The sequence below is a fragment of the Rhizobacter sp. genome, from assembly GCF_032229685.1.
GTDB lineage: Bacteria > Pseudomonadota > Gammaproteobacteria > Burkholderiales > Burkholderiaceae_C > LMDS01.
Genome location: NZ_JAVTWP010000020.1, coordinates 262,206 through 274,014, shown reverse-complemented (window position 1 = coordinate 274,014; position 11,809 = coordinate 262,206). Strand labels below are relative to the sequence as shown.

General features: G+C 67.5%; 10 protein-coding genes. 8 read left to right on the top strand and 2 right to left on the bottom strand.

Annotation, left to right across the window (positions count from 1 at the left end; translation table 11 throughout):
* The 8 genes from AC30PD_RS09620 to kdpE form a co-directional block, all read left to right on the top strand.
* Positions 1–484: ABC transporter permease subunit (locus tag AC30PD_RS09620; protein WP_489535432.1), on the top strand; the 484-nt coding region annotated here is incomplete at its 5' end.
* Positions 485–502: 18 nt separating this feature from the next.
* A complete protein-coding gene (locus tag AC30PD_RS09615; RefSeq protein WP_489535431.1) occupies positions 503–1,303 on the top strand; it encodes an ABC transporter ATP-binding protein in 801 nt (266 codons plus the stop codon).
* 244 nt (positions 1,304–1,547) lie between these two features.
* Entirely contained in the window at positions 1,548–1,637 is a 90-nt protein-coding gene (gene kdpF / locus AC30PD_RS09610) for a K(+)-transporting ATPase subunit F (protein ID WP_489535430.1), read from the top strand.
* A complete protein-coding gene (gene kdpA, locus AC30PD_RS09605) occupies positions 1,637–3,424 on the top strand; it encodes a potassium-transporting ATPase subunit KdpA (RefSeq protein WP_489535429.1) in 1,788 nt (595 codons plus the stop codon). The genes kdpF and kdpA overlap by 1 nt, the downstream gene beginning before the upstream one ends.
* 8 nt (positions 3,425–3,432) lie before the next feature.
* Entirely contained in the window at positions 3,433–5,535 is a 2,103-nt protein-coding gene (gene kdpB / locus AC30PD_RS09600) for a potassium-transporting ATPase subunit KdpB (protein WP_489535428.1), read from the top strand.
* An 11-nt stretch (positions 5,536–5,546) separates the two neighbouring features.
* Positions 5,547–6,143 (top strand): potassium-transporting ATPase subunit KdpC, encoded by a 597-nt coding sequence (gene kdpC, locus AC30PD_RS09595; RefSeq protein WP_489535427.1) that lies wholly within the window; start codon positions 5,547–5,549, stop codon positions 6,141–6,143.
* Positions 6,144–6,152: 9 nt separating this feature from the next.
* Positions 6,153–8,885 carry a two-component system sensor histidine kinase KdpD gene (gene kdpD, locus AC30PD_RS09590; RefSeq protein ID WP_489535426.1) on the top strand — a complete coding sequence of 911 codons (2,733 nt, stop codon included), beginning with the start codon at positions 6,153–6,155 and terminating at the stop codon, positions 8,883–8,885.
* 5 nt (positions 8,886–8,890) lie between these two features.
* Entirely contained in the window at positions 8,891–9,601 is a 711-nt protein-coding gene (gene kdpE / locus AC30PD_RS09585) for a two-component system response regulator KdpE (RefSeq protein WP_489535425.1), read from the top strand.
* On the opposite strand, the gene fdx is transcribed toward kdpE, so the two are convergent.
* A complete protein-coding gene (fdx, locus tag AC30PD_RS09580) occupies positions 9,595–9,933 on the bottom strand; it encodes an ISC system 2Fe-2S type ferredoxin (RefSeq protein ID WP_489535424.1) in 339 nt (112 codons plus the stop codon). The two genes, kdpE and fdx, sit on opposite strands and share 7 nt — an antisense overlap.
* Positions 9,934–9,948: 15 nt before the next feature.
* Positions 9,949–11,805, bottom strand: coding sequence for a Fe-S protein assembly chaperone HscA (gene hscA / locus AC30PD_RS09575; protein ID WP_489535423.1), 1,857 nt, complete (start codon positions 11,803–11,805; stop codon positions 9,949–9,951).
* Positions 11,806–11,809 lie beyond the last annotated feature (4 nt).

The window sequence follows — 11,809 nt, the reverse complement described above, 5'->3', positions numbered from 1 at the left end:
CAGCATGCTGTCGCCGTTGATCAGCCTGCTGCGGCCGGTGTCGCCGCTGGCGTGGCTGCCGATCGGGCTGCTGGTGTTCAAGGCCGCCAACCCGGCTGCCATCTGGACCATCTTCATCTGCTCGATCTGGCCGATGATCATCAACACGGCCGTGGGTGTGCAGCGTGTGCCGGCCGACTACATGAACGTGGCGCGTGTGCTGAACCTGAGCGAATGGAAGATCGTCACCAAGATCCTCTTCCCTTCGGTGCTGCCCTACATGCTGACCGGTGTGCGCCTGAGCGTGGGCACCGCCTGGCTCGTGATCGTGGCGGCCGAGATGCTGACCGGCGGCGTGGGCATCGGCTTCTGGGTCTGGGACGAGTGGAACAACCTGAACGTGATGCACATCCTGATCGCCATCTTCGTGATCGGCGTCGTCGGCATGTTGCTCGAGTGGCTGCTGGTGTCGGTCGCCAGGCGCTTCAGCTACGACGAAGTCTGACTTCAAGGAGCCCCCGCCATGAAAAACTTCATCGAAGTGCAGAACGCCGAGATGGTGTTCACCACCCGAAAAGGCCACTTCCACGCGCTGCGCGAGATCGACCTCACGGTCGCCCAAGGCGAGTTCGTCACCCTGATCGGCCACTCGGGCTGCGGCAAGTCGACGCTGCTCAACCTGATTGCCGGCCTGACGCTGCCGACCAGCGGCGTGCTCTTGTGCGACAACCGCGAAATCGCCGGCCCCGGCCCGGAACGCGGGGTGGTGTTCCAGAACCATTCGCTGCTGCCCTGGCTCACCTGCTTCGAGAACGTGCACCTCGCGGTCGAGCGGGTCTTCGGCCCGACCGAGAGCAAGGCGCAGCTCGACGAGCGCACCAGAAGCGCGCTCGGACTGGTCGGCATGGGCCACGCGCTCACCAAGCGCCCGCACGAGATCTCGGGTGGCATGAAGCAGCGCGTCGGCATCGCCCGTGCGCTGGCGATGGAGCCGAAGGTCTTGCTGATGGACGAGCCTTTCGGCGCGCTCGACGCGCTCACCCGCGCCCACCTGCAAGACGAGCTGCTGAAGATCGTGCTGCGCACACGGAGCACCGTGGTGATGGTGACGCACGACGTCGACGAAGCGGTGCTGCTCAGCGACCGCATCGTGATGATGACCAACGGGCCGGCAGCCACCATCGGCGAGATCCTGTGCGTCGACCTGCCGCGGCCGCGCAACCGCGTCGAGCTGGCCGAAGACAGCCGCTACGTGCACTTCCGCAAGGAGGTGCTCGAATTCCTCTACACCCGCCACGGGCACGTGGAAAAGCAGGTGGCTTGAGCGCCATGGTGGCGTGGTTCTTCTGATCGCGCTTCGTTTACGCCGCGTTTACAGCGCTGCGCCCCACATTTAGACCATTGTTTCGCGGCGGTTCCTAAGCTCTCTCCATCAAAAGGAGAGCTCGATGGACCTGGTCTGGATTCTTGCCTTCGTGGCCTTGTGCGCGTGCACGGGCGCCCTCGTGTGGGCTTGTGGCGTGCTGTTGCAGCCCGCCGCGAGCTCGCGTCACTGAACGGAGCCTGACATGGTCGGCATGTACTGGCTCGGCGCTGCGGTGACCTTGTTCCTGCTCGTCTACCTCGTCATCGCGCTGGTCCGCGCAGAGGAGTTCTGATGAGCACCCAGATGATTCTTCTGCTCGGCGGCTACGTGACCGCCGTGCTCTTGCTCGCCCTGCCCATGGGGCGGTGGCTGGCGGCAGTGGCGCAAGGCCGCCTGCCACGCCTGCAGCGTTTCGACACGGCTGTGCTGCGCGCCTGCGGCGCATCGCCCGAGCGTGAACAGGGCTGGCGTGACTACGCGCTGGCCCTGCTGGCGTTCAACATCGTCGGCGCGATCGTGGTCTACGCATTGCAACGCCTGCAAGGTGTGCTGCCGCTGAACCCGCAGGGCTTCGGCGCCGTCTCGCCGGACTCGTCGTTCAACACCGCGATCAGCTTCGTCACCAACACCAATTGGCAGGGCTACGCCGGTGAATCGACGATGAGCTACCTGACCCAGATGCTCGGGCTCGCGGTGCAGAACTTTCTGTCGGCCGCCACCGGCATGGCCGTGGCGTTCGCGCTGATCCGCGGCTTCGCGCGCCACGCGGTCGACACGCTCGGCAACTTCTGGGTCGACGTGACCCGCATTACCTTGTACGTGCTGCTGCCGCTGAGCTTCGTGTTCGCGCTCGTGCTCGCCGCGCAAGGCGTGGTGCAGAACTTCAAGCCCTACACCGACGTGGCCCTGACCGAACAGGTGGCCTACAGCGAAGCCGGCCAAGCGGGTGCCGACGGCAAACCGACGCAAGTTACCAAGACCACGAGCACGCAGACCCTGCCGATGGGCCCGATCGCTTCGCAGGAAGCGATCAAGATGATCGGCACCAACGGCGGCGGTTTCCTGAACGCCAACTCGGCGCACCCGTTCGAGAACCCGAACGCCTGGACCAACCTGCTGCAGATGCTGGCGATCTTCCTGATCCCGGCCGGCTTGTGCCTGGCGTTCGGCCAGATGGTCGGCGACAAGCGCCAGGGCTGGGCGCTGCTGATCGCGATGACGCTCATCTTCACGGCGGCTGTCGTCGCGATCATGTTGGCCGAGCAGGCCGGCAACCCGAAGATCGCCGCGCTCGGTGTCGACCAGGTCGCCAGCCACCTGCAGTCGGGCGGCAACATGGAAGGCAAGGAAACACGCTTCGGTGTCGCCGCCAGCGCCTTGTTCGCGGCCATCACCACGGCCGCGTCGTGTGGGGCCGTCAACGCGATGCACGGCTCGTTCACGCCACTCGGCGGTGCGGTGCCGATGTTGCTGATCCAGCTCGGTGAAGTGGTGTTCGGTGGCGTCGGCTCGGGCCTGTACGGCATGCTGGTGTTCGCCGTGCTCACGGTCTTCATTGCCGGGCTGATGATCGGCCGCACCCCGGAGTACCTGGGCAAGAAGATCACGCCGACCGACATGAAGCTGGTGTCGCTCGCGATCCTGGCCACGCCGCTGCTGGTGCTTGCCGGTACGGCCGTCGCCGTGTCGCTCGACGTCGGTCGCGCCGGCATGCTGAACCCCGGCGCGCAAGGCTTCTCGGAAGTGCTGTACGCGTTCTCGTCGGCCGCCAACAACAACGGCAGCGCCTTCGCCGGCCTGTCGGCCAACACACCCTTCTACAACGCGATGCTCGGCCTGGCGATGTGGTTCGGTCGCTTCGCCGTCATCGTCGCGGTGCTCGCCATCGCCGGCTCGTTGGCGGCGAAGAAGCGTGTTCAACGCATCGGTGAAGACGGCAACGTCACCGCCATGGCCACGCACGGCCCGCTGTTCGTCGTGCTGCTCATCGCGACCGTGATGCTGGTGGGCGCGCTCACCTACGTGCCGTCGATCGCGCTCGGCCCGGTCGTCGAACACCTGAACCTGTACACCCGCTGAAAGACGCCATGACAACCGCGACTGCGTCCCCGACAAAGCCCCGACACGCCGGCCTGTTCTCACCAGAACTGGTGAAGCCGGCACTGCGTGATTCGTTCGTCAAGCTGAACCCGCGCCTGCAATGGCGCAACCCGGTCATGTTCGTGGTCTGGATCGGCGCGTTGCTGATCACCGGTCTCTGGCTGCAAGCCTTGTTCGGTACCGGCGAAGCGCCCGCCTGGTTCATCGGTGCGAATGCGCTGTGGTTGTGGTTCACCGTGCTCTTCGCCAATTTCGCCGAAGCGCTGGCCGAAGGCCGCAGCAAGGCGCAGGCGGCGAGCTTGCGCGGCTTGAAGAAGCGCGGCATCGCCAAAAAGCTGCAGGAGCCGAGGCACGGTTCTTCGTGGATTCCGGTCGAGACCGACGAGTTGCGCATCGGCGCGGTGCTGTTGGTCGAAGCCGGCGACACGATGCCTTGCGACGGCGAAGTGATCGAAGGTGTGGCCTCGGTCGACGAGAGCGCGATCACCGGCGAGTCGGCCCCGGTGATCCGCGAGGCCGGCGGTGACTTCTCGTCCGTCACCGGCGGCACGCGGGTGCTCTCGGACTGGATCGTCGTGCGCTGCACGGTGAACCCCGGCGAGACCTTTCTCGACCGCATGATCGCCATGGTCGAAGGTGCCAAGCGCCGCAAGACGCCGAACGAGGTGGCGCTCACGATCCTGCTGGTCGCGCTGACACTGGTGTTCCTGATGGCCACCGTCACGCTGCTGCCCTACTCGCTGTATTCGGTCGACGCGAACAAGCTCGGTGCGCCGGTGAGCATCACCGTGCTGGTGGCGCTGCTGGTGTGCCTGATCCCCACCACCATCGGCGGCCTGCTCTCGGCCATCGGCGTGGCCGGCATGAGCCGCATGCTGGGCGCGAACGTGATCGCCACCTCGGGCCGTGCCGTCGAAGCAGCGGGAGACGTCGACGTGCTGCTGCTCGACAAGACCGGCACCATCACGCTCGGCAACCGCCAGGCATCGAGCTTCATCCCGGCGCCGGGCGTGCCCGACCGGGCGCTGGCCGACGCGGCGCAGCTCGCGTCGCTGGCCGACGAGACCCCCGAAGGCCGCAGCATCGTGGTGCTGGCGAAGAACAAGTTCAATATCCGCGAGCGCGAGATGGTGGGCAAGGACGCGAGCTTCGTGCCGTTCACCGCGCAGACGCGCATGAGCGGCGTGAACTGGCAAGGCCGGCAGATCCGCAAGGGCGCGGCCGACGCGATCCGGCGCTGGCTGGAAGCGAACGGCACGAACTTTCCGGTCGAAGTGACCCGCGCCGTCGAAGACACGGCTCGCCGTGGCAGCACGCCACTGGTGGTGGCCGAGATCGACGGCAACCGCGCCACCGTGTTCGGCGTGGTCGAGCTCAAAGACATCGTCAAGGGCGGCATCAAGGAGCGTTTCGGCGAACTGCGCCGCATGGGCATCAAGACGGTGATGATCACCGGCGACAACCAACTCACCGCCGCGGCGATCGGCGCCGAAGCCGGTGTCGACGACGTGCTCGCCGAAGCCACGCCCGAAGCCAAGCTCGCATTGATCCGCAGGTACCAGGCCGAGGGTTACATGGTGGCGATGACCGGCGACGGCACCAACGACGCACCCGCACTGGCGCAAGCCGACGTGGCGGTGGCGATGAACAGCGGCACGCAGGCGGCCAAGGAAGCCGGCAACATGGTCGACCTCGACAGCAACCCGACCAAGCTGATCGAGGTCGTCGAGATCGGCAAGCAGATGCTGATGACTCGCGGCTCGCTGACCACGTTCTCGATCGCCAACGACGTGGCCAAGTACTTCGCGATCATCCCGGCCGCCTTCGCCACCACCTACCCGCAGTTGAATGCGCTGAACGTGATGGAACTGGCTTCGCCTTCGTCGGCAATTCTCGCGGCGGTGATCTTCAACGCGCTGGTGATCGTGGTGCTGATCCCGCTCGCCTTGCGCGGCGTGGCCTACCGCGCGCTCGGTGCCGCGGCGCTGCTGCGGCGCAATGCGCTGGTCTACGGGCTGGGCGGGTTGATCGTGCCTTTCGTGGGCATCAAGATCATCGACCTCCTGCTCGTCGTGTTGCACCTGACGTGAGGAGACCTGCCATGAATCCCGTGATGCAAACCCTGCGGCCTGCACTCTCCGTCTTTGCCTTGCTCACAGCGTTGACCGGCGTCGCCTACCCGCTGCTCGTGACCGGCATCGCGCAGGCCGCGTTCCCGCACGAAGCCAACGGCTCGCTGATGCGCGTCGACGGCAAGCTGGTCGGCTCGTCGCTGATCGGCCAGTCGTTCAGCGCGCCGAAGTACTTCTGGGCTCGGCCGTCGGCCACTTCGCCGATGCCGAACAACAGTGTGGCTTCGGGCGGCTCGAACCTCGGCTCCAACAACCCGGCGCTGCTCGATGCCGTGAAGGACCGCGTGGCAGCCTTGCGCAGCGCCGACCCCGGCAACACAGGGCCGGTGCCGGTCGATCTGGTCACAGCGTCGGGCAGCGGCCTCGACCCCGAGATCAGCCTGGCCGGCGCGCTGTACCAGGCGCCGCGCGTCGCCCGCGCGCGCGGCATCGCTGAAGCCGCGGTGCGTGCGCTGATCGAAGCCCACGCGAACCACACGGCGCTGGGCGTGATCGGCGAGCCGCGGGTGAATGTGCTCGCGCTCAATCTCGCGCTCGACGGCAAGCGCGCCGAGCGCAGCCGATAGACTGGCTTCATGACCGAGGCTCGCCCCGACCCCGACGAGTTGCTCGCGCGCACGCAGGCCGCCGAGCAACGCGCGGCGCGGGGCCAGCTCAAGATCTTCTTCGGTGCCTCGGCTGGCGTCGGCAAGACCTACGCGATGCTCAAGGCGGCGCAGCGCCTGCGCGAGCAGCATGTGGACGTGGTCGTCGGCATCGTCGAAACCCATGGCCGCAGCGACACGGCAGAACAGCTGGTCAGGCTGGAGCAACTTCCGCTGCGCGAGGTGCCGATCAAGGGCCGGCTGCTGCGCGAGTTCGATCTCGACGCCGCCCTCGCCCGCCGCCCTGCTGTGCTGCTGGTCGACGAACTCGCCCACAGCAATGCGGCCGGCTCGCGCCACCCCAAACGCTGGCAAGACATCGACGAACTGCTCGCCGCCGGCATCGACGTGATCAGCACGGTGAACGTGCAGCATCTCGAGAGCCTGAACGACGTGGTCGGTGGCATCACCGGCATCCGCGTGCACGAGACCGTGCCCGACCACGTGTTCGACCAAGCCGAAGAGGTGGTGCTCGTCGACCTGCCGACCGACGACCTGTTGCGGCGCCTGAAGGAAGGCAAGGTCTACCTGCCCGAACAGGCCGAACGCGCGGTGCAGAACTTCTTCCGCAAGGGCAACCTGATGGCGCTGCGCGAACTCGCATTGCGCCGCACCGCCGACCGGGTCGACGACGAGGTGCGCAGCTACCGGCGCGAACAGGGTGGCGCCGAAAAGCGCCCGTCCGGTATCGACGCCGATGCCTTGCTGGTGTGCGTGGGGCCGCACCCCGGCGCCGAGAAGATGGTGCGCACCGCCAGCCGACGGGCAGCCCGCAGCGGCGCGCCGTGGCACGCGGTGTACGTCGAGACGCACAAGCTGCAGAGCCTGCCCGAAGCGCGGCGCCGCGGCATTCTGCGCACGCTCAAGCTCGCCGAGTCGTTGGGGGCGACGACCGCCACGCTCAGCGGGCAAAGCGCTGCGCAGGCCGCGGTTGCCTACGCGCGTGAACATCGGCTCGGCAGCATCGTCGCGACGCGACCACCCCACACGCCGAGTTGGCGCAGGCTGTGGCGCGGCAGCTTCGGCGATCAGGTCAGCGCTCTGGCGCCGGACATCGAGCTGACGCTGCTCGCCCCGGCCGGCGAAAGCCACGGCACGCCCGCCGCCCCGGCGGCGTCGGCAGGCCCGAACGAGCGCCCGAGCCTGTGGCCGGGCTACGCGTGGGCGTTCGCATCGTGCGCCGCTGTGACGGCCATCGCCACACCCTTGCTGCAGTACTTCGACGCGGCCAACATCGTGATGCTGTTTCTGCTCGCGGTGGTGCTGGTCGCGGTGAAGTTCGGCCGCCGCCCTGCCCTCGCATCGGCCGTGCTGAACGTGGTCGCCTTCGACTTCTTCTTCGTGCAGCCGCGCTTCTCGTTCGCGGTGCACGACGTTCAGTACCTGCTGACCTTCGCGGTGATGATGGTCGTGGGCCTGGTCGTGGGCCAGCTCACCGCGTCGCTGCGTTACCAGGCCCGCGTGGCGCGTTCCCGCGAAGAGCGCGCACGCAGCCTGTTCGAGATGGCGCGCGAGCTCGGCACGGCGCTGGTCGCTGAGCAGGTGGCGCAGATCGGCGACCGGGCGATCGAATCGGCATTCCGCGCCAAGGCCTGCGTGCTTTTGCCCGATGCGAACGAACGGCTCGTGATCGCTTCCGCGGGTGTCGGCGAGACCCCCGTTCTCGACCTCGGCCTCGCACAGTGGGCCTTCGACCACGCCGAAGCTGCTGGCAGCGGCACCGACACGCTGCCCGGCAGCAGCCTGCTCTACGTGCCGCTGAACGCACCGATGCGAACCCGCGGCGTGATCGCGATCGAAGCGGCGAACCCGCGGCTCTTGATGATCCCCGAGCAGCGGCAACTGCTCGACACCTTCGCCGCGCTCGTCGCGATCGCGATCGAGCGCGTCCACTTCGTGACCGTGGCGCAGGAAACGCTGGTCTCGATGGAGTCGGAGCGTTTGCGCAATTCCTTGCTCGCCGCGCTGTCGCACGACTTGCGAACGCCGCTCACGGCGCTCGTCGGCGCTTCTGAAACCTTGTCGCTCGCCCTGGCCCGCGAAGGCTCGGCGCGCGCCGGCGACGCACGCAGCATCGCCGAGCAAGGCTTGCGCACGGCGCAGTTGGTCAACAACCTGCTCGACATGGCGCGGCTGCAGGCCGGTGCAGTGGCCCTGCGGCACGACTGGCAGTCGCTCGAAGAACTCGCCGGGAGCGCCATTCGTTCGATCGAACCGGCGTTGGTCGCGCACCCGGTTCGGGTGCTCTTGCCCGATGACCTGCCTCTGCTCTATGGCGACGGCGTGCTGCTCGAACGCCTGCTGGCCAACCTGTTCGAAAACGCGGCGAAGTACACGCCCGCCGGAACACCGATCACGCTGACCGCACGCCACGCCGGTGCGCAAGTGGTGGTCGAGGTCGGCGACGAAGGCCCGGGCTTTCCGCCCGGCGACACCGAAGTGCTGTTCGAGAAATTCGCGCGTGGCGACAAGGAATCGCGCACGCCGGGCGTGGGCCTGGGCCTGGCGATCTGCCGCGCCATCGTGCAGGCGCACGGCGGCACGATCGGTGCGAGCAACCGGGCAGCGCCCGGGCACGGCGCCGTGCTGCGCTGGACGCTGCCGTTCAAGCCGGTGCCCGAGATGCACGAAGGCGCAGAAGCAGCGCCGCCGCCATCACAATGACGACGATGGACAACCCGGCCCGCATCCTCGTCGTCGAGGACGACCCGCTGATCATTCGCTTCGTGCGCCAGGCGCTCGAAGAAGAAGGCCACCAGGTCTGGGACACCGACACGCTCAAGCGTGGCCTGATCGAAGCCGGCACACGCCGGCCCGACCTGCTGATCCTCGACCTCGGCCTGCCCGATGGCGACGGCGTGAACCTGCTGCGCGACCTGCGCGGCTGGAGCAGCTTGCCCGTGATCGTGCTGTCGGCACGCGGCGGCGAGGCCAGCAAGATCGAAGCGCTCGACGCCGGTGCCGACGACTACCTCGTCAAACCCTTTTCAGTCGGCGAACTGCTGGCACGCGTGCGCGCCGCCTTGCGCCGCCGCGACCGCGCGGGCTCGCAGGCCACGAGCGTGGTCCAGTTCGGTGACTGCGAAATCGACCTCGCGCGCCGCCAGGTGCGCCGCAGCGGCGAGCACGTTCACCTGACCCCTGTGGAATACAGGCTCGCCGCGGCGCTGATCAGCCGCGAGGGCCAGGTGCTGACGCATCGGCAGCTTCTGCGCGAGGTGTGGGGCCCGGCGAGCGTGGAACACAACCACTACCTGCGCATCTACCTCGGCCACCTGCGCCGCAAGCTCGAAGCCGACCCGGCGCGGCCGGCGCACTTTCTCACCGAAACCGGAGTGGGCTACCGCTTCGTGGCACTACCGACGACCAAGCCTCAGTGATTTTCCTTGGCGTGGTTGATCGTGTACTTCGGTATCTCGATCGTCACGTCCTGCTGCGCCAGGATCGCCTGGCAAGAAAGCCGTGACTGCGGCTCCAGGCCCCAGGCGCGGTCGAGCAGGTCTTCTTCACTTTCGTCGGGCTCGCCGAGCGAAGCGAAGCCCTCGCGCACGACCACGTGGCAGGTGGTGCACGCACAACTCAACTCGCAGGCGTGTTCGATGTTGATGTGGTGCTCGAGCAGCGCTTCGCAGATCGAAGTGCCGGCGGGCGCGCTGATCTGCGCGCCGGCGGGGCAATACTCGGCGTGAGGAAGGATCTTGATGGTGGGCATGGGTCAGGGTCGGGTTCAGACGTCTTCGACGCGGCGGCCGGCGAGCGCCAGGCGAATGCTGCGGTTCATGCGCTCGGCCGCAAACGCTTCGGTGCCTTTGGCAAGTGCTTCCACCGCCGCGTCGATCTGGTGATGGTCGCTGCCATCGCGGCTCGCCTGCAGCGCCACCAGCAGCTCGGCCACCTGGGCCTGTTCGGCTTCTGACAGCAAGTCGCCATCGGCCGCCAGCGCGGCACGCGTGGCGAGCAGCATGCGTTCGGCTTCGACACGAGATTCGCGCAGGCTGCGCTCGACCATGTCTTGCTCGGCGGTGCTGAAACTCTCGGTCAGCATGCGCGCGATCTCGTCGTCGCCCAGGCCGTAGCTCGGCTTGACGGTGATCGCGGCCTCGACACCGGAGGTTTCTTCGCGCGCCGTCACGTTGAGCAACCCGTCGGCATCGACCTGGAAACTCACACGAACCCGGGCCGCACCGGCCACCATCGGAGGAATGCCGCGCAGCTCGAAGCGCGCCAGCGAGCGGCAGTCGCTCACGACCTCGCGCTCGCCCTGCACCACGTGGATCGCGATCGCCGTCTGCCCGTCCTTGAAGGTCGTGAAGTCTTGTGCGCGCGCGGTCGGGATCGTGCTGTTGCGCGGGATGATGCGTTCGACCAGCCCGCCCATCGTCTCGAGCCCGAGCGACAGCGCAATCACGTCGAGCAGCAGCAACTCGTCAGCCCCGGCGTTGCCAGCGAGCGCGTTGGCCTGGATTGCGGCGCCGAGTGCCACGACTTCGTCGGGGTTCAGGTTCGTGAGCGGCGCCTGCCCGAAAAATTCGCCAACCGCCGCCTGCACCATCGGCATGCGGGTCGAGCCACCGACCATCACGACGCCCTTCACGTCGGCCTTGTCGGTCTTCGCGTCGCGCAACACCTTGCGCACGCTGGCCAGGGTGCGTGCGATCAGCGGCTTCGACATCTCGACGAATTGCTCGCGCGTGACACGCTGCGAGAGTTCGCCGCCGTTCAGCGGGCAGGCCAGCGTGGCGTGGTCGGCGGCCGAGAGTTTTTCTTTCGCGGCGCGCGCGGCCACGAGCACCGCACGCTTGTCTTGCGGCGTGCTGGCCGCCAGGCCCGCCGTTGCCAGCGCCCAGTCAGCGAGCAGCGCATCGAAGTCGTCACCGCCCAGCGCCGAATCACCACCTGTCGCGACCACTTCGAACACACCCTTCTCCAGCCGCAGCAGCGAGATGTCGAAGGTGCCCCCGCCGAGGTCGTACACCGCGTACAGGCCTTCGGAGCCGTTCTCCAGGCCATAGGCGATCGCGGCGGCGGTGGGCTCGCTGATCAGGCGCAGCACGTTCAGGCCGGCGAGTTTGGCGGCGTCTTTCGTGGCCTGGCGTTGTGCGTCGTCGAAATACGCGGGCACGGTCACGACCGCACCGAACACGTCGTCGTCGAAGGTGTCTTCGGCGCGGAAACGCAGCGTGGCGAGGATCTCGGCCGACACCTCGACCGGCGACTTCACGCCGCCGACCGTGTTGATCTGCACCATGCCCGGCGCGTCGACGAATTCGTAGGGCAGCTTGTCGCGGCCTTCGATGTCGTGCAAACCACGGCCCATGAAGCGCTTCACCGAAACGATGGTGTTGCGCGGGTCGGTGGCGGCTTCGGCGAGTGCCGCCGCGCCGATCTGGCGTTGGCCTTCGGGCAGATAGCGCACGGCCGACGGCAGGATCACGCGGCCCGCGTCGTCGGGCAGGCATTCGGCCACGCCGTGGCGCACCGCAGCCACGAGAGAGTGCGTGGTGCCGAGGTCGATGCCGATCGCGATACGGCGCTGGTGCGGGTCGGGTGCGCCGCCGGGTTCTGAAATCTGGAGGAGAGCCATGGGG

Excerpts from the sequence above, each read along its gene's own strand:
- AC30PD_RS09615 (WP_489535431.1), top strand. The coding sequence starts at position 503 with ATGAAAAACTTCATCGAAGTGCAGAACGCCGAGATGGTGTTCACCACC.
- kdpF (WP_489535430.1), top strand. The coding sequence starts at position 1,548 with ATGGTCGGCATGTACTGGCTCGGCGCTGCGGTGACCTTGTTCCTGCTC.
- kdpA (WP_489535429.1), top strand. The coding sequence starts at position 1,637 with ATGAGCACCCAGATGATTCTTCTGCTCGGCGGCTACGTGACCGCCGTG.
- kdpB (WP_489535428.1), top strand. The coding sequence starts at position 3,433 with ATGACAACCGCGACTGCGTCCCCGACAAAGCCCCGACACGCCGGCCTG.
- kdpC (WP_489535427.1), top strand. The coding sequence starts at position 5,547 with ATGAATCCCGTGATGCAAACCCTGCGGCCTGCACTCTCCGTCTTTGCC.
- kdpD (WP_489535426.1), top strand. The coding sequence starts at position 6,153 with ATGACCGAGGCTCGCCCCGACCCCGACGAGTTGCTCGCGCGCACGCAG.
- kdpE (WP_489535425.1), top strand. The coding sequence starts at position 8,891 with ATGGACAACCCGGCCCGCATCCTCGTCGTCGAGGACGACCCGCTGATC.
- fdx (WP_489535424.1), bottom strand. The coding sequence starts at position 9,933 with ATGCCCACCATCAAGATCCTTCCTCACGCCGAGTATTGCCCCGCCGGC.
- hscA (WP_489535423.1), bottom strand. The coding sequence starts at position 11,805 with ATGGCTCTCCTCCAGATTTCAGAACCCGGCGGCGCACCCGACCCGCAC.